Origin of the sequence: Streptomyces sp. GC420 (assembly GCF_009916105.1) — a bacterium.
In the GTDB taxonomy this organism is placed as follows: domain Bacteria; phylum Actinomycetota; class Actinomycetes; order Streptomycetales; family Streptomycetaceae; genus Streptomyces.
Window position 1 is genome coordinate 1 of the sequence record NZ_JAAAXQ010000162.1, and the last position, 16,865, is coordinate 16,865.

The 16,865-nt window shown below is 73.4% G+C and carries 17 protein-coding genes; 9 read left to right on the top strand and 8 right to left on the bottom strand.

Going from position 1 to position 16,865, the window contains the following annotated elements; all coding sequences use genetic code 11:
- The first annotated feature begins 5 nt into the window (after nucleotides 1-5).
- Genes GUY61_RS20355 through GUY61_RS20370 form a run of 4 tightly spaced genes read left to right on the top strand, consistent with a single transcriptional unit; the run spans nucleotide 6 to nucleotide 4,152 of the window.
- Nucleotides 6-890, top strand: coding sequence for an enoyl-CoA hydratase (locus GUY61_RS20355; RefSeq protein WP_166631657.1), 885 nt, complete (start codon nucleotides 6-8; stop codon nucleotides 888-890).
- Between the two features lie 38 nt (nucleotides 891-928).
- Nucleotides 929-1,804, top strand: coding sequence for an SDR family oxidoreductase (locus tag GUY61_RS20360; RefSeq protein ID WP_166631642.1), 876 nt, complete (start codon nucleotides 929-931; stop codon nucleotides 1,802-1,804).
- Nucleotides 1,805-1,850: 46 nt separating this feature from the next.
- Nucleotides 1,851-2,945 carry an acyl-CoA dehydrogenase family protein gene (locus GUY61_RS20365; protein WP_166631643.1) on the top strand — a complete coding sequence of 365 codons (1,095 nt, stop codon included), beginning with the start codon at nucleotides 1,851-1,853 and terminating at the stop codon, nucleotides 2,943-2,945.
- 28 nt (nucleotides 2,946-2,973) lie between these two features.
- Nucleotides 2,974-4,152 (top strand): acyl-CoA dehydrogenase family protein, encoded by a 1,179-nt coding sequence (locus tag GUY61_RS20370; RefSeq protein ID WP_166631644.1) that lies wholly within the window; start codon nucleotides 2,974-2,976, stop codon nucleotides 4,150-4,152.
- Nucleotides 4,153-4,174: 22 nt separating this feature from the next.
- Here GUY61_RS20370 and GUY61_RS20375 read toward each other — a convergent pair whose 3' ends face one another.
- The 3 genes from GUY61_RS20375 to GUY61_RS20385 all read right to left on the bottom strand — a co-directional run bounded on the left by GUY61_RS20375 (nucleotide 4,175) and on the right by GUY61_RS20385 (nucleotide 7,104).
- Nucleotides 4,175-4,927, bottom strand: coding sequence for an N-acetyltransferase (locus tag GUY61_RS20375; protein WP_166631645.1), 753 nt, complete (start codon nucleotides 4,925-4,927; stop codon nucleotides 4,175-4,177).
- A gap of 188 nt (nucleotides 4,928-5,115) precedes the next feature.
- The gene (locus GUY61_RS20380) at nucleotides 5,116-5,898 is read right to left on the bottom strand and encodes an SDR family oxidoreductase (protein ID WP_166631646.1); all 783 of its coding nucleotides are present in this window, start codon (nucleotides 5,896-5,898) and stop codon (nucleotides 5,116-5,118) included.
- 54 nt (nucleotides 5,899-5,952) lie between these two features.
- A complete protein-coding gene (locus tag GUY61_RS20385; protein WP_166631647.1) occupies nucleotides 5,953-7,104 on the bottom strand; it encodes an acetyl-CoA C-acetyltransferase in 1,152 nt (383 codons plus the stop codon).
- A gap of 1,175 nt (nucleotides 7,105-8,279) precedes the next feature.
- On the opposite strand from GUY61_RS20385, the gene GUY61_RS20390 reads away from it, so the two are divergent.
- The gene (locus GUY61_RS20390; protein WP_166631648.1) at nucleotides 8,280-9,095 is read left to right on the top strand and encodes an IPT/TIG domain-containing protein; all 816 of its coding nucleotides are present in this window, start codon (nucleotides 8,280-8,282) and stop codon (nucleotides 9,093-9,095) included.
- A 94-nt stretch (nucleotides 9,096-9,189) separates the two neighbouring features.
- On the opposite strand, the gene GUY61_RS20395 is transcribed toward GUY61_RS20390, so the two are convergent.
- Entirely contained in the window at nucleotides 9,190-9,711 is a 522-nt protein-coding gene (locus GUY61_RS20395; protein WP_166631649.1) for a hypothetical protein, read from the bottom strand.
- A gap of 156 nt (nucleotides 9,712-9,867) precedes the next feature.
- Here GUY61_RS20395 and GUY61_RS39225 point away from each other — a divergent pair, with 156 nt between their 5' ends.
- A complete protein-coding gene (locus GUY61_RS39225) occupies nucleotides 9,868-10,041 on the top strand; it encodes a hypothetical protein (RefSeq protein WP_208106235.1) in 174 nt (57 codons plus the stop codon).
- A gap of 14 nt (nucleotides 10,042-10,055) precedes the next feature.
- Here GUY61_RS39225 and GUY61_RS20405 read toward each other — a convergent pair whose 3' ends face one another.
- Nucleotides 10,056-11,741: a ribonuclease J gene (locus GUY61_RS20405; protein WP_166631651.1), complete on the bottom strand. Its 1,686-nt coding sequence runs from the start codon at nucleotides 11,739-11,741 to the stop codon at nucleotides 10,056-10,058.
- 278 nt (nucleotides 11,742-12,019) lie between these two features.
- A complete protein-coding gene (locus GUY61_RS20410; RefSeq protein WP_166631652.1) occupies nucleotides 12,020-12,697 on the bottom strand; it encodes an SRPBCC family protein in 678 nt (225 codons plus the stop codon).
- A 227-nt stretch (nucleotides 12,698-12,924) separates the two neighbouring features.
- Here GUY61_RS20410 and GUY61_RS20415 point away from each other — a divergent pair, with 227 nt between their 5' ends.
- Entirely contained in the window at nucleotides 12,925-13,389 is a 465-nt protein-coding gene (locus GUY61_RS20415) for a Crp/Fnr family transcriptional regulator (RefSeq protein WP_166631653.1), read from the top strand.
- A 69-nt stretch (nucleotides 13,390-13,458) separates the two neighbouring features.
- Here GUY61_RS20415 and GUY61_RS20420 read toward each other — a convergent pair whose 3' ends face one another.
- Nucleotides 13,459-13,962, bottom strand: coding sequence for a hypothetical protein (locus GUY61_RS20420; RefSeq protein WP_313896757.1), 504 nt, complete (start codon nucleotides 13,960-13,962; stop codon nucleotides 13,459-13,461).
- A gap of 187 nt (nucleotides 13,963-14,149) precedes the next feature.
- On the opposite strand from GUY61_RS20420, the gene GUY61_RS20425 reads away from it, so the two are divergent.
- The gene (locus GUY61_RS20425; protein WP_166631654.1) at nucleotides 14,150-14,680 is read left to right on the top strand and encodes an NUDIX hydrolase; all 531 of its coding nucleotides are present in this window, start codon (nucleotides 14,150-14,152) and stop codon (nucleotides 14,678-14,680) included.
- Between the two features lie 332 nt (nucleotides 14,681-15,012).
- On the opposite strand, the gene GUY61_RS20430 is transcribed toward GUY61_RS20425, so the two are convergent.
- Nucleotides 15,013-15,720 carry a nucleotidyltransferase domain-containing protein gene (locus GUY61_RS20430; RefSeq protein ID WP_166631655.1) on the bottom strand — a complete coding sequence of 236 codons (708 nt, stop codon included), beginning with the start codon at nucleotides 15,718-15,720 and terminating at the stop codon, nucleotides 15,013-15,015.
- A 216-nt stretch (nucleotides 15,721-15,936) separates the two neighbouring features.
- Here GUY61_RS20430 and GUY61_RS20435 point away from each other — a divergent pair, with 216 nt between their 5' ends.
- Nucleotides 15,937-16,848, top strand: coding sequence for an inositol monophosphatase family protein (locus GUY61_RS20435; protein ID WP_166631656.1), 912 nt, complete (start codon nucleotides 15,937-15,939; stop codon nucleotides 16,846-16,848).
- Nucleotides 16,849-16,865: the final 17 nt, after the last annotated feature.

The window sequence follows — 16,865 nt, forward strand, 5'->3', positions numbered from 1 at the left end:
GCCGCGTGCCCCCCGAGCCCTCCGCCGACTCCGCACCGTCCGAGGACGTCGTCCGCTACGAACGCCGCGGTCCCTCGGCCGTCGTGACGATGAACCGCCCGCGCTACCGCAACGCCCAGAACTCGGCGATGACCTACGCCCTCGACGACGCCTTCTACCGGGCCGCCGCCGACGACGAGGTCAAGGTGGTCGTGCTGGCCGGGGCGGGGGACCACTTCTCCGCAGGGCACGACATCGGCACCCCCGGACGCGACGTCGACCGGTCCTTCGACCGCAGGGCCGGACTGTGGTGGGACCACGTCGGCCGGCCCGGCGGCGAGAGCCGCTTCGCCCGCGAGCAGGAGGTCTACCTCGGCATGTGCCGGCGGTGGCGCGAGCTGCCCAAGCCGGTCATCGCCCAGGTGCAGGGCGCCTGCGTGGCGGGCGGACTGATGCTGGCCTGGATCTGCGACCTGATCATCGCCTCCGACGACGCCTTCTTCGCCGACCCGGTGGTCCGCATGGGCATCCCCGGAGTCGAGTACTTCGCCCACCCCTGGGTGATGGGCCCCCGCTTCGCCAAGGAGTTCCTCTTCCTCGGCGAACGCGTGGGCGCCGAGCGGGCGCTCGCCCTCGGCATGGTCAACCGGGTCGTCCCACGGGCGGAACTCGACAGCGAGGTCGCCTCCGTCGCCGAACGCATCGCGAAGATGCCGGCGTTGGGCCTGGCGCTCACCAAGAAGGCCGTCAACCAGGCCGAGGACCAGATGGGTCTGCAGACCGGCATGGACTCCGTGTTCGGCCTGCACCACTTCGCCCACGCACACAACGCGGAGACCGGAGCCGACTCGCTGGCCGGCCATGACGCCCGCTCCATGCGCGCCGCCCAACGCCGCCCCCGACAGATCTGACACACCTGACACACCTGACACACCGAGGAGTCACCGACGTGACTGGAATCTGCCACGACCGCGTGGTCGTCGTCACCGGGGCCGGCCAGGGCCTCGGCCGCGAGCACGCCCTCGCCCTGGCGGCCGAGGGCGCCCGCGTCGTCGTCAACGACCTCGGCGACGCGGCCGGATCCGTGGCCGAGGAGATCCGCGCCGCCGGAGGAACGGCAGTCGCCGACACGGGCGATGCCAGCGACTGGGCGTACGCCGAAGCACTCGTCGGCCGGGCCGTCGAGGAGTTCGGCACCCTGGACGCGCTGGTCAACAACGCGGGCATCAACCGGGACCGGATGCTGGTGTCGATGACCGAGGAGGAATGGGACCTGGTCCTGAAGGTCGACCTCAAGGGTCACTTCGCCCCGCTCCGGCACGCCGCCGCGTACTGGCGTGAGCGCAGCAAGCAGGGCGGCGCCGTCGCCGCCCGCGTCGTCAACACCACCTCGGGCGCGGGCCTGATGGGCAGCGTCGGCCAGGGCAACTACGGGGCCGCCAAGGCCGGTGTCGCGGCCCTCACCCAGATCGCCGCCGCCGAGCTGGCCCGCTACGGCGTCACCGTCAACGCCATCGCCCCCGCCGCCCGTACGCCGATGACCGAGGCGGTGTTCGCGGAGCGGATGCGTGCCCCGGAGACCGGCTTCGACGCCATGCACCCCGGCAATGTCTCCCCGCTCGTCGTCTGGCTCGCCTCGGCCGACTCCGCCGACGTGACCGGCCGGGTCTTCGAGGCGGAGGGCGGCGTGATCGCCGTCGCCGACGGCTGGCAGCACGGCTCCCGGGCCGAACGCGACCACCGCTGGCCGCCGTCCGCGGTCGGCCCAGCCGTGCGCGAACTGATCGCCAGGTCCCCCGTACCCGCGCCGGTCTACGGCGCCTGAACCGCCCGGACCCCCGCGTGGCGTCCGTCTGGGAGAGTGAGATCCGGTGAGACCCGGCGACGAACAGGCCGAACTCCGGGCCGCGGTGCGCTCCTTGCTGGCCCGGCACGAGGGCGCCGCCGCCTGGCGGCCGCTGGTGGAACAGATCGGCGCGGCGGGCCTCGCCGTACCCGAGGAGTACGGCGGCGCGGGCCGCGGCGCGCTCGAGACCCATGTGGTGATGGAGGAGCTGGGACGGGTGCTCAGCCCGGTCCCGTACCTCGGCTCCGCCGTACTCACCGTTCGGGCGCTGCTGGCCTCCGGGGACCGGGCGGCGTGCGCCGACCTCCTCCCGGCACTGGCCGCCGGCACCTCCGTGGGAGCGCTGGCCTGGGCCGAGGACGGCTCCGGCGATCCCGCGCGGATCCGTACGGAGGCGGAGTCCGGCGGCGGCCCGCGGCTGACCGGCGTCAAGGAGCATGTCCTGGGCGGGCAGGACGCCGACGTCCTGCTGGTCGTGGCACGCTCCGCCGCCGGCCCTTCGCTCTTCGCGGTGCCCGTGGACGGGCCGGGAGTCACCGTCGAGCCGCTGGAGACCATGGACGCCACCCGGCCGCAGGCGCGGGTACGGCTGGCCGGCGCCCGGGCCCGGCCGGTGGGGGCCGGGGGCGACGGTGGCCGGGTGCTGGCCCGCGCCCTGGACGAGGCCGTCGTCGCGCTCGCCGCCGAGCAGGTCGGCGGCGCGGCCCGCGCCCTGGAGCGCACCGTCGAACACGTCGGGAACAGGGTGCAGTTCGGGCGGCCCATCGGCTCCTTCCAGGCAGTCAAGCACCGGCTCGCGGACGGGTACGTCATGGTCGAGTCGGCCCGGTCACTGGCCCTCGCGGCGGCCACGGCCTCCGCCGAGGACTCGCCACGGCTGCCGCTGCTCGCGGCCGCGGCCGGATCCGCCTGCGCCGAGGCGTTCTCCGCCGTGGCAGGCGAGATGATCCAGCTGCACGGCGGCATCGGATTCACCTGGGAGCACGACGCCCACCGCTACTTCAAGCGCGCGCACGGCTCCGGCCTGCTGCTGGGTACCCCCTCCCGGCACCGTGGCCGGCTGGCCGCCGCCCTGGACCTCGTACCCGGCCCCTCCCGGGCCGCGGTCGCGCGACCTTGACCCCGACCCCGACCCACAGGAGCCGTTCATGAGCGCGACCGGGAACCGGGCCGCACGGGAGTTCCGGGCCGAGATCAGGGAGTGGCTGCGAGCCGGCCTCACCGGCGAGTACGCCGCGCTGCGCGGACGCGGCGGCCCCGGCCGCGAACACGAGGCGTATCCCGAACGCCTCGCCTGGGAACGGCACATGGCCGCCGCGGGCTGGACCTGCATCGGCTGGCCCGAGGAGTACGGAGGCCGCGGGGCCACCCTGGAGCAGCAGGTCGCCTTCCACGAGGAGTACGCGCTCGCCGACGCACCCGCCCGCGTCAACCACATCGGCGAGCAGCTCCTCGGCCCGACCCTCATCGCCTTCGGCACCCCGGAGCAGCACGAGCGCTTCCTGCCGCCGATCGTGGCCGTCGAGGAACTGTGGTGCCAGGGCTACTCGGAGCCGGACGCCGGCTCCGACCTCTCAGGGGTCCGCACCCGCGCCGCACTCGACGGCGGAGAATGGGTGGTGAACGGCCAGAAGGTGTGGACCTCGCTCGCCCACGAGGCCGACTGGTGCTTCGTCGTCGCGCGCACGGAGCCGGGTTCTGTCCGCCACGCGGGCCTGTCCTACCTGCTGGTCCCGATGCACCAGCCGGGCGTCGAGGTCCGGCCGATCGTCCAGCTCACCGGGACCAGCGAGTTCAACGAGGTCTTCTTCGACGGCGCCCGCACCGCCGCCGGCCACGTCGTCGGCGCACCGGGGGACGGCTGGAGGATCGCCATGGCCACCCTGGGTTTCGAACGCGGTGTGTCCACCCTCGGCCAGCAGGTCGGCTTCCGCCGCGAACTGGACGCGCTCATGGCCCTCGCGCGGAGCAACGGGGCGATCGGCGACCCGCTGATCCGCGACCGGCTGGTCCGGGCGTGGATCGGCCTGGAGGCCATGCGGGCGACCGCCCTGCGCACCATGGACGGCGTGGCGGCGGGCGCCCCCGGGCCCGAGGCGTCCATCGGCAAGATCTTCTGGGCGACCTGGCACCGCGCGCTGGGCGAGCTGGCCATGGACGTCCGCGGCGCCGCCTCGACGCTCACCGGCCCGGGCCACGACCTCGACGACTGGCAGAGGCTCTATCTCTTCTCCCGTTCCGACACCATCTACGCGGGCTCCAACGAGATCCAGCGCAACATCATCGCCGAACGCGTCCTCGGCCTGCCCCGGGAGCCGCGCCCCTGAGTGCCGCGCCGCCGGGCCCGGCTCAGAGGCGGTGGCGCACCCAGACGTTCGGCTCGGTGTAGACGGCGTGTCCGTGCGTGACGGAGCAGTGCACCGGTACCAGGGCACCGGGAACCGTCACCGGCCCGTCGGAGTCGAAGGGCAGCCCCGTCCAGGCGCGCCACTGATCCAGTGATCCGGAGACCGTGCGGGACGCCGGCGCCACCGCCCCGATGACGGCTCCGGCACGGATGTGGACCCGGATCCAGGGATCGTGGGGCAGACCGTCGGCCTCCCGGCTGCGGAAGGCGTACTCGGACATCGGTGTGTCGGGTTCCAGGTGCTTGGCGCTCGGCCTGAGGGGCGCCACCAGCTCCTTGAAGCCGCGGACGCGGGCCTGTTCGCGCAGGGCCCGCACCAGCCGGCCGGACAGTCCGCGCCGCTGCACTCCCGGCGCGACCGCGGTCTCGACGGCGCTCATCGTGTCGGCCTTCCGGCCGCCCAGCGCGTCCGAGAACGCCCACACCAGCACATGGTCCCAGCCGGTGGGGGGCAGTTCCCGCCGCCCGTCGACATCCAGCGCGAACGGCACGCTGAGAGCCCGCGCGACGACCTCGCCCCGGGAGTCGGTGACGACGAGGACGTACTCGGGCAGTTCGGCGACGATCCGCTCGTCGTCGGCCGTCCCGAGCGGTTCGTTGCGCATGAACTCCGGCCAGGTGTTCGGCATTCGCCACAACGGGTCACGCAGCCCGGGGCGCTCCGCGAGGGTGGTGATCGTGAGGTCGTCGTCCATTCCGGCAGGCTAACCGCGTGGTCCCCGTACGAGGCGGCACCTCGTTTCCAGCGTGTCAGGCGCGGTTCGCCACACTTTGCGCGCGGTGCGTGCCGTGCGCGCGGTGCGTGGTTCCGTCACGGCGTCCGGGTGAAGACCGGGGGAGCTGTTGGAGCGGGCGGCCGACGGCCGCCCGCCAAGGAACCCGATCAGTCACACACCGCGGAGCGCGCCGCCAGGTAGCGCCCGGGCTGCTCCCCGCCCCCGTGCACGGCCAGGTCGGCGCCGTTGACGTACGAGGCGAGCGGCCCGGCCAGATACAGGCAGGCGTCGGCCACGTCCGACGGGACGGCCATGCGGCCCATGGGAATGACGCCGGCGACGGCCGCGCTGCCGTCCGGCCCGTAGACGGTTTCCGCCGCCTCGGTGCGGACCGGGCCGGTGGTGATGTGGTTGACCCGGACCGCGGGCGCCCACTCCAGTGCCAGCGCCCTGGTGAGAGCGAGCAGCCCGGCCTTGGCGGCGGTGTAGGCGGCGGTGCCCGGCTGGGGGGCGTGGGCGGAGACGCTGCCGATGTTCACGATCGAACCGCCCTCCGCCTGACGGGCCATCACCGCATTGGCGGCCTGCGCCGCGTAGAACGGTGCCAGCAGGTTCAGTTGAACGATCTTCTCCACGAACCGCGGCGACACCGTGGCCGCGTCGGCGTCGGGCGAGCCGCCCGCGTTGTTCACCAGGACGTCCAGGCGGCCGAAGTGCCGGACCGCCGCCTCGACCACGCCCGCCGCAGCCGAGGGGTCACGGATGTCGGCGGCGGCGAAGACGGCCGTGCGGCCGCCCGCGGCCGGAAACGTCTCCGGTGCGTTCCGCCCGCATACCAGCACCTCGGCCCCGGAGCGCAGGAACGCCTCGGCGATCGCGAAGCCGATGCCCTTGGTGCCGCCGGTGACGACAACGGCCCGGCCGGTGAGGTCCAACGGGTTGCCGGGCATCCCTTTCTGCCTCCTCCTGCCGCGCGGGGGGAACGGGGTCGGACGGTCCCCGCGTCAGCCGAGGCGCTCCACGACGGTCACGTTGGCCTGTCCGCCGCCCTCGCACATGGTCAGCAGCCCGTAGCGGCCTCGGCGCCGTTCGAGTTCGCCGAGCAGGGAGGTCATCAGCCGGGCGCCGGTGGCACCGAGCGGGTGGCCGAGCGCGATCGCGCCACCGTTGACGTTCACCCGTTCCTGATCGGCGCCCGTCTCGGCGGCCCAGGCGAGCACCACGGAGGCGAAGGCCTCGTTGATCTCGATCAGGTCGATGTCGTCGAGGGTGAGGCCGGTCCGACGCAGCGCGTGCCGGGTGGCGGGGATGGGCGCCGTGAGCATCCACACCGGGTCGGCGGCGCGCACCGACAAGTGATGGACACGGGCCCTGGGCGTGAGTTTGTGCTCGCGCAGACCGTGCTCGCTGACGAGGAGCAGGGCGGCGCTCGCGTCGGCGATCTGGCTGGCCAAGGCGGCGGTCAGCCGGCCGCCCTCCATCAGAGCCGGCAGCGAGCGGATCTTGTCCCAGTCGGGGATCCGGGGGCACTCGTCGTGCTCCAGCCCGAGGCAGGGGGTGATCTCCGCGTCGAACAGCCCCTGCTCGCGGGCGCGCAGGGCGCGCTCGTGGGAGCGGACCGCGTAGGCCTCCATCGCCTCGCGCTCCAGCGACCACTTCTCGGCGATCATCTCGGCCGCCCGGAACTGGGAGACCGCCTGGTCGCCGTAGCGCTTGCGCCAGCCGGCCGAGCCGGAGAACGGGCCGTCGAAGCCGTACGCCCGGCCGGCCGCCATGGCGGCCGAGATGGGGATGGCGCTCATGCTCTGCACGCCCCCCGCGACGACCACGTCGGCGGTGCCGCTCATCACGGCCTGCGCTGCGAAGTGGATCGCCTGCTGCGAGGAGCCGCACTGCCGGTCCACGGTGACGCCGGGGACGTGGTCGGGCAGGCCCGCCGCCAGCCAGGCGGTCCGCGCGATGTCGCCGGCCTGCGGGCCGATGGCGTCCACGCAGCCGAGGATCACGTCCTCCACGGCGCCCGGGTCGATGCCCGTACGCTCCATCAGCGCGGTCAGGGAGGCGGCTCCCAGATCGGCGGGATGCACGCCGGCCAGCGTGCCACCGCGGCGGCCGACGGGTGTGCGTACCGCGTCGACGACATAGGCCTCGCTCATGGGTCCTCCGCTCCGGCGTGTCCATCGGGGCACCGAACTCCCACGCGACGCTACCAAGCGCTTGCTTGAGGTGCCAGACATGCGACGGCCCTTCACCGATCGGTGTCAGGGCCGCCCCGCAGTATGGCCCCCGCCCAGGCGGCGCGCCTCCCACGGCTGTGCCCCAGGACGCGCGCACGGACGGCGATTTCCGCGTCCGGCCCCGCACCCGACACGGCTCACACCCGGCGGATCGAGCTGCCCCGTCCTCCCGGATGCCCTCCTGTCCGGGCTCTGTCCGTGTCGCGCCGGCCCCTGCCGGCAACCAACCAGCCAGCCGGTGCCACATACCGCGTGGCACCGGCTGGTGGATCCAATCTCTCTGCCGGGGGTGCCCATCGCGGCACCGAGGCGGACGCCGACCGCCCTACGCACGAGGAAGACCGGCGGCCGGACCCGAGACCGCGCCCCCCGGAGAGGGATGGGCTGCCCACCGGTTGGATACCTTAAGTGACGCAGGTAACGGCATATGCCGCAAGGGGTGTGATGGGCAGTCACCCTATCGGCGGGGCGCATGCCAGGGGCGCGACCCGGACCCGCTGACGTCACCCGAGCCCCCTCGGTGCGCGGTTCACGCTCCGCGCATGGCACCCCTGGGTGCTCGTCAGGCCCGCAGAAACGTGACGCTCAGTCAACAGACTATTCGCGCCGGGTGTGTTGGAAAGCGCCGTATGCGTCCCAGGGGGTGTGCGACGCCTACGCGCTCCGCCACCCGAGTGATATCAGGCTGCTTATCTTGCCAGCGCCCTCACTCATCTGGGTCACTGGAGTCAATCCGGTGGGCAGCCCATCCCAGCCGGGCAGTGCGGCATCGAAGATGCCCGCCGGCCTGTCCTGATGCGCTCGCCAGCACCGATCCGGTTGCAGCGCGGCCCACGCAGAGCGACACGACAGGTCCCGGACGGCGTACGGAAGCCGTCGCCCCGTCGACCGCGGTCGTCGATTCGCCCCGAACCGCGCAACCCGCTCGCCATGTGCTGTCGGCCGGCCCTCGCCGACACCCGGAATCCCCCTCCCCGGACGTCGGCCGCGCCGCCCCCGGCGAGACCGGACCCGGCCCGGCAGCCCCGGGGGAACCGGCGACCGACGGGGTCTCGTAGGTCTCGAACCATCAACCCAGTCCAGGAGGAACACCCATGTCCACACCTCTGCTTCCCGGCCTGCTTCCGGGCCTCGGCAGCCCCACTCTGTTCGCGGTGGTCCCCGGCTTCGGCCCGACCGCGGGCGGCAACCAGGTCCTGCTCATCGGGGCCAATCTCTCCGGCGCGACGTCCGTCACGTTCGGCGGGACTCCCGCGACCATCCTCTCCCAGGACCCTCTCGGGATCTTCCTCACGGTCAGGGCCCCGGCGCACGCCGCGGGCAACGTGGCCGTCGTCGTCACCACCCCGGCGGGGGCGAGCGGACCGGCCAACTACACCTACATCGGGCCGCCGGCTCCCCAGCCGCCGACCGTCCTCGCGCTGTCACCGCAGAGCGGACCCACCACCGGAGGAACCCCGTTCGCGATCGTGGGGACCAACCTCACGGGCGCGACGGTCACCTTCGACGGTGTCGCCGCGACGAACGTGAACGTCCTGGCGGGCGTCATCCTCACCGGAGTCACCCCGCCGCACGCCGCGGGCAACGTCCCCGTCGTGGTGACCACCCCGGCGGGCAGCGCGACCGTCCCCGGCGGCTTCACCTACCTCGCTCCGACGCCGCCGACCGCGACCTCCATCACCCCGACGAGCGGCCCCGTCGCGGGCGGTACGCCGTTCGCCATCGTGGGCAGCAACCTCACCGGGGCGAGTGTCACGGTCGGCGGCGTGGCCGCGACCGGGGTCCTCGTCGACGCGACCGGCACGGTGCTGTTCGGCATCACGCCGGCCGGAGCGGCGGGCAACGCCGCGGTCGTGGTGACCACCCCGGCGGGCAGCGCGAACGTCGCGGGCGGCTTCACCTACGTGTGACCGTGAGCGCGTGAGAGGGGACCGGCCGGTGGCCACTGGCCGGTCCCCTCGCGCCGTCGTGCGGCGGTCCCGCCCCGTCCCCCGGGAACGGGCATCAGTGCTGAAGCGATGCCTTCAGGACGACGAGGACCAGCCCGAGGAGCAGATTCACCGCCCCGGACACCACGACGAGCCCACGCGGTGCGCCGGAACGGACGGCGGCGGCACTGGCCCACCCGACCTGACCGGCCACCGCGACCGCGAGCGCCAGCCACTCCGTGCCGTCCAGCCCCAGTCCGAGCAGCGGGCTGACCGCCACGGCGACGCACGGAGGGACGGCCGCCTGCACGATCGGCCACTCCGAGGCACCGACCCGGCGGACCTGCGCCCACCCGACGGGTTCGTGCACCAGCCAGACACCGAAGAGGCGGGAGTGGACGTGCGCGGCCCAGAAGACTACGCCGGTGGAGAGCAGCAGCAGGATGAGTTCGATCTTCGGGTAGGACCCGAGGGTTCCCGCACCCATCACCACGGAGGCGGCGAGGAACGATCCGTACACCGCCCCGGTGTAGTCGACCCGGCCGGGCGCGGCCGGTGGCGGTGAGGAGGGTGTCCGGGCGCCGGCATTGCCTGTCACCCCTCCAATGTCACCGAGCGGGCCGCCTTCCGCATGGTCACGGTCCCCGACCGGGTGGCGGCACGGGGCCGGCGCACCGGAGCGGCCGCCACGCCCCGCGGCCCGCGGCGGCCACGGCCACCGCTCGGCAGTGACCGGGCCCGGGCGTGCCTGCCGGTGATCCGCGCCTTCCTCCCGGCCGTCCGGGTACGGCACCAGGCCGACACCGACACCGACGCAATTGCCGACGCCGACGCCGACGCCGGCAGCGGCGGCCGGCATCCCGCCAGGACCGAGCCGGGCGAGCGCCGTTTCACGGGCGGTGAGCAGGCCGGACGCCGGGAGCCGTAGCCGGCCGGGGCCCGTCAGGCGTCGATGATGACGGGGATGATGAGCGGCTTGCGGCGGTAGGTGCGAAACGCCCAGTTGGCCACGGCCCGCGCGATGAGCTGCTCCAGCTGGTGCGCGTCGCCCACTCCCTCCTGCGCGGCGTTGGCCAGTGTCTTCTCGATGACCGGGACGACCGGCTCGAAGGTGGTGTCGTCGTGGACGAACCCGCGTGCCAGGAAGTCGGGGGCCTCCGCGAGCGCGCCGGTGTCGGCGTCGACGATGGCCACCACGGTGACCACGCCTTCCTCGGCGAGCGTGAGGCGGTCCTTGAGGGAGGCCTCGGTGGCGCCGCCGACCTCCATGCCGTCCACGTAGACGTTGCCCGCCGGCACCTTGCCGGTGATGGAGGCACGGCCGTCGACGAGGTCGACGACGACACCGTCCTCGGCGACGACGACGCGGTCCGGGTCGACACCCGTACGGACGGCCAGGTCCGCGTTGGCCCGCAGATGACGGAACTCGCCGTGCACGGGCATGACGTTGCGGGGCTTGACGATGTTGTAGCAGTAGACGAGTTCGCCGGCGCTGGCATGCCCGGACACATGCACCTTGGCGTTGCCCTTGTGCACGACGTGGGCACCCCACCGGGTCAGCCCGTTGATCACCCGGTAGATGGCGTTCTCGTTGCCGGGGATGAGCGAGCTGGCGAGCAGGACGGTGTCACCCTTGCCGATGCGGATCATGTGGTCGCGGTTGGCCATGCGGGAGAGCGCGGCCATCGGTTCGCCCTGGGAGCCGGTGCACACCAGGGTGATCTGGTGGTCGGGGAGCTTTTCCAGCTCCTTGGTGCTCACGACCAGGCCCGACGGCACCTTCAGATAGCCCAGTTCGCGGGCGATGCCCATGTTGCGGACCATGGAGCGCCCGACGAAGGCGACCTTGCGGCCGTACTGGTGCGCGGCGTCCAGCACCTGCTGGATGCGGTGGACGTGGCTGGCGAAGCTGGAGACGATGACGCGCCGCGGCGCGGTGCGCATGACCTGCTCGATGGCGGGGTTCAACTCGCGTTCCGAGGTGGTGAAGCCGGGCACCTCGGCGTTGGTGGAGTCGGTGAGGAACAGGTCCACGCCCTCCTCGCCGAGCCGGGCGAAGGCACGCAGGTCGGTGATGCGGTCGTCAAGGGGGAACTGGTCCATCTTGAAGTCGCCGGTGTGCAGCACCAGCCCCGCCGCGGTACGGATCGCGACCGCGAGCCCGTCCGGGATGGAGTGGTTGACCGCGACGAACTCGCACTCGAAGGGACCGAAGCCGCGCCGGTCGCCCTCGCGTACCCGCACACCGCGGAGTTTGATGCCGTGCTCCTTGAGCTTGGCCTCCAGGAACGCGAGCGTGAGCTTCGAACCGACGACGGGGATGTCCCTCCGCTCCCGCAGCAGATAGGGGACACCGCCGATGTGGTCCTCGTGGCCGTGGGTGAGCACTACGGCCACGATGTCGTCCAGGCGGTCCCGGATCGACGTGAAGTCGGGGAGGATCACGTCCACCCCGGGCTGGTTCTCCTCGGGGAAGAGCACACCGCAGTCGACGATCAGCAGCTTGCCCGCGTGCTCGAAAACGGTCATGTTACGGCCGATTTCGCCCAGACCGCCCAGGGCGACGACCCTCAGCCCTCCGTCGGGCAGCGGCGGGGCGGATTTCAGTTCGGGATGCGGATGACTCATACGCCGACGCTACCGGAGGGTTGACCGCGGTGATCCCCCGGCCGCCCCGTGGGCCGGGCCACCGTGCGGGCGGAGCCGGCCGGCAGGCGGGGCGTACCGCGCCGCGGCGGTTTCGGACGGGACGGTCCTCGGTGCGTCACGCACCGGGGACGGTGGGGGAGCCGGGCGCACCGGTGCGCCCGGCACGTGACGGGAGGGGACGTGAAGGGAGGGGACGGGACGGGACCACCGGGCCGTGAGGGCCGTGGGCCCGCGCACGTCCGCCGCTCCTCGGTCCATCATGCCTCCGCGCCCACGCGTGTGCGCAGGTTGTGGAACTGGCGGGCCTGCATGATGAAGTGCGAGGGCTCACCGAGCAGTAGGTTGAAGGGCTTCGTGAGCCGTCGCGGGCGGCTCCGGCCCCGGGTGCGGACCACCAGGCGCGTGCCCCCGTCCGGGACCGGCCTCAGATGGAAGCCCCAGACGCCGTCCATGTAGGCCTGCGGCCACGGGCGGTCCGGGACGTCGAAGGAGTGGCCGGAGGGCAGCCCCAGGTCCGACCGCAGGACGAGGGTCCGGTCCGGCTCCAGCACGGCCACGGTGAACCAGACCCGGCCCATGCGGTCCGCGACCAGACGCTGCCCCACCTTCAGGCTCTGCCACTCGGGCACGAGGTGGTCCGCGCTCGGCTTCCCGTAGTGGTCCAGGAGGTCCCAGCTGTACCAGCCGGCGCGGTCGCCGCCCATCTGGACCAGCCACGCCCAGACGGCCTCGGGAGGAGCCGGGAGGGTCGTGGCCATCGTCGACGAGCTGTCGCAGTCGGGGACGAGTTCGTCGCCGGGCCAGGCACCCTCGATCTCGTCCTCGGTCGCGCCCCAGGTCAGCAGCCGGGGCCGGAGCCACATGGCGTAGAACGCCGAAGCGGTGGAGGCCGCCGCGAGAGGGAGCAACCGTGCTCCCGGTCGGTGTCCGCTCATGCTTCTCAGCGTCGCACCGCCGCGCCCGCCCCGCCACGTGGTGCGGCGGCCAGTTCCTCCGGCAGACCCCGGTCCCCGCCCCAGAATGCCCGGGTCCCGGCCCGGTGCTCTCCCCGGGCCGTGATCCCCGGAGACCCCCGTCAGGACCGGCGCCGGCGCGAACGGAGTGAGCGGCCTGCGGGAGAGGCACACTGGGAGAACAGCGGCCTCAGAATCGGAGGGCGGCCATGAGCATGCTTTCCCCCACCCGGATCGCCGCCTGCCTGTCGGCGGAGCACCGTGCACGTCTGATGGGGCCGGCTCGGGAGGTGAACTTCCCGGAAGGCGCGCGGCTGTTCACCGAGGGCACCCGCGCGGACCGGTTCTGGATCGTCCGGTCCGGCACGGTCACGCTCCTCATCCAGGAGCCCGGCGGGCGGCTGGTCGCGATAGACAGCCTGGGTCCCGGCGAACTGGTCGGCTGGTCCTGGCTGTTCCCGCCGTACCTGTGGCAGCTCGGCGCGGAGGCGATGACACCGGTACGCACGCATGAGTTCGATGCCGCGGCCGTGCGGATGATGATGGACGCCGACTGCGCCTTCGGAACGTCGGTCAACCACTGGGTGGGGCGTGTCATCGCCCAGCGGCTGGTCGACACCAGGAACCGGCTGCTGGACGTGTACGCCCCCCGGGGCAGCGGTCACCTGCTCTGACGCCCGGGGCCGCCGGCCGCTCCGAAGACCGCGAGGGTGCGCGGGCGGGCCTCTGTGCCCGCCCGTGTGTCAGGCCTCCTCGGGCAGGGCCTCACCGCAGCGGCCGCAGAACCGCGCGTCGCTCTCCGTGGCCAGCCGCCCGCAGCCGGGGCAGACCCGGTTGAGCATGCACGGCGCCTCGCCCCCCTCGGCACCCGGACCGCGGACGGTGAGGCCGGGGCGGCGGCGGTGAGCGGTCAGATACACCAGGCCCTCGGCACCCGCCGACAGGGCCCGGCGGGTGCCGTGCGGCAGCCACACCACGCAGCCCGGCCCGAGTTCCTGAATGCCGTTGTCCGTCTCGAGCCGGCCGTCCCCGCCCGTCACGTACAGCAGTACGTCCAGATCGCGTTCCACGGAGGCGCCGACCGCGGCGCCGGCCGGCAGTCGGACCAGGTTCGCGTCGAGCTGCCGGCCCTCCTGGCCGAGCCGCCACACCGCCCCGCCCCGGTCCGCGGGCAGCTCGCGGAGCAGTTCGGCCGTCCTCGCCAGCACCTGGGGCGCCTTGCCCTGTGCCACGTCGTCGTGTTCCACACTCGACCTCCGGTTGCGCGGGCACCGCAGGCGGCGGGGCCCACCACATTGTCCCCCCCACCACCCCGGGCGACCACGCCTCCTCCGCGCCGCACCCGGGGCCGGGCACGGTGGAACGGGCCCGTGGCTCTCGGGCATTGGTGAGAACCTGCCGGTGTGGTCACGTCGACGGAAGGCAGGCAGGGGAATGAAGTGGAAGGTGCACGGCGAGCGGCGGGTCCATGAGAGCGCGTGGCTGGACGTGTCGCTGCTCGACGTCGAGCAGCCCGACGGCAACCGCTACGAGCACCACGCGGTGCGCCTGGCGGACGTCGCGGCGACCGCCCTGGTGGACGACCACCGGCGTGTGCTCCTTCTGTGGCGGCACCGCCTGGTCACGGACACCTGGGGATGGGAACTGCCGATGGGCGTCGTGGAGGCGGGCGAGACCCCCGAGCAGACGGCGGCCAGGGAGACGGTGGAGGAGACCGGGTGGCGCCCCGGGGAGCTGACGCCGCTGATCTACGCCCAGCCGGCCGGCGGCATCATGGACGCCGCACACCACGTCTTCAGGGCCCGGCCGAGTGCGTACGTCGGTCCACCGGTGGAGGAGAACGAAGCCGACCGGACGGAGTGGGTGCCGCTGACGGAGATCAGAGGAATGATCGCGCGCAGGGAGATTGTCAGCAGTGCGACCCTCGTGGGGCTGCTCCACCTGCTGCTCGACGACGCCCGCTGAGGGCCCGGCGCTCGGCAGGCGGTTACGGGACGGGGCCCGGTGGTGCCGGACGCGGCACGGGCACGCCCACGGGGCGGTCGGCGTGCGGCAGCGGGTCCCGCTCTCGGAAGACGCCTCCGCCTCCGCCTCCGCCTCCGCCGCGGCCGTGGCCCGCGGCTCGTGGGGAGGCCCGGCGCGGGCCTTCCCCAGGCGACGGTGTCGGCCACGCGGCCGACCCAGGCGAAGACGGCCCTCGCGGCAGCCGGCAGTTCACCCTGCCGCGCGGTGCCCCGCGGCAGCGCGCGCTCAGGGCTGTGTCCGGCGCAGGCGTGCAAGGAAGGCGGAGACAGCGGTCAGCGGCGGTGGCTGTATCCCGCCCACAGTGGGCCGCCGGCCCGCTCCAGGACCTCGTCGACCGCGGCCGCGAAGCGGTCCGGTCCGTCGGCCGTGCCGGAGATCGCGGCGGTCGCGCCCGCCGTCAGCCGACCGTGCAGCCCGGGATCGGCCGCCGCGAGCCGTCGTGACAGCCACTTGCCGCCGCCCAGCCAGTGCCCGCCCGTCAGCAGTGCCAGTTCCGAGGCGCGTTGCAGCAGGTGAGTCACCAGGTACACCCGCTCCTGGCGGTCCGGGCAGCTCCGCAGGTCGTCGAGCATGTCGGTGAGCGCGTACCGCCGGTGGTCCAGCTCCTCCGCCGGCACGGCGGGCGGCCCGGCGGCAAGCCGCTCCCGGGACTCGGCCCGCAGTGCCGCCCCGAGACCGTCGGCGTCGGCCAGCAGCACGCCCTCCGCGCACATGGCCAGCAGCGGGGAGAGGCGGTTCGCCGTCTCGCGGTCGGCGAAGGCGTGCCATACGGCCTCGGTGTGCACGAACAGTTCGACCGGCCAGTCTCTGTGTATGAGGTTCTCCCGGTACGGGGCGGGCGGTCCGGGCAGCAGCACCACGATGTCCAGATCGGACGTGGGGGTGCGGCGATCGGTCAGCACACTGCCGGCCAGAAACGCGGCCCTCGCCTGAGGGAAGCGGTCCCGCACCAGCTCCCGGGCGGTCTCTACGGGGTCCATCGCCTCAGTGTGGCGCCGCCACGTGGCGCCGTGCACCGGAATTCGGGACCCGCCGTCGGCAGCTGGGCACCGGGCCCGTGCGGCACTGCCTCCGGCAGATGCAGCGGTGGCTTCCGGCCGGACTTCCCGCACGGTGACGAGCCGCCCCTCCGACCCGGCGCGCGGACGATGCCCGTCCGACCGGTCGGGTGGCCACGCGCCGGTATCCTGCACCGCGTGATCGACTCGTACGAGAGTCTTGACGACGCCGGGGTCGCGGCATCCGCGGCACGGGCCGGCGCGGACGTGGTGCGCGGCATGTACGGCCAGAGGCTCACCCGTATCGACAAGGGAGCCGGGGACTTCGCCACCGCCGCCGACGTGGAGGCCGAGCGGACGATCCTGGGCGTCATCCGTGCCGCCCGGCCCGATGACGCGGTGCTGGGAGAGGAGGGCGGGCGGCGGGGCCCGGCGGACGCGGCGCGTCAGTGGCTGGTGGATCCCTTGTGCGGCACGCTGAACTGCGCCGTCGGCAGCATGATGGTGGCCGTCAACGTGGCGCTGCGCGACGGGGCGGCGGCGGTGGCCGACCCGTTCGGCGGCGAAGTCTTCTTCACCGACGGTGAGACCGCCTGGGTGCGGCATGACGGGGTCGATACGCGGTCGGTGCCCACGTCCGCCACCCGGCTGGTGGACGTCAACCTTGATCCGCCGTTCCCGAGCGCGCCCGGATTCCGGGCCGTGGACCTGCTCGCCCACCCCGGGTTCGTCGAGCGGTTCCGGCCACGCGTCGTGTCCACGACGCTGGCCCTGGTCTGGGTGGCGGCAGGCAGGCGCGCCGCGTACGTAACCGATGGCGGCGACCTGTCCGGGAGCGTGCATTTCGCCGCCGGCATCGCTCTGTGCCGGGCCGCCGGCTGTGTCGTCACCGGAATCGACGGCGCCGCGATCGGGCCGGCCGGCCGCGGCCTCGTGGTGGCCGCCGACGCCGAGACCCACGGGCTTCTGATGTCGATGATCCGCGACATGGACCAGTGCCGTGACCGCGTGGGTCCCGCCGGGCCGGGTGCTACCGGCGGCATGATCGACGGCGACGGCGACGGCGACGGCGCGGCGCACCGAGCCGAGTCCGGAGAGATCAGGGCGTGAGGGGGCGGGCCACGAGG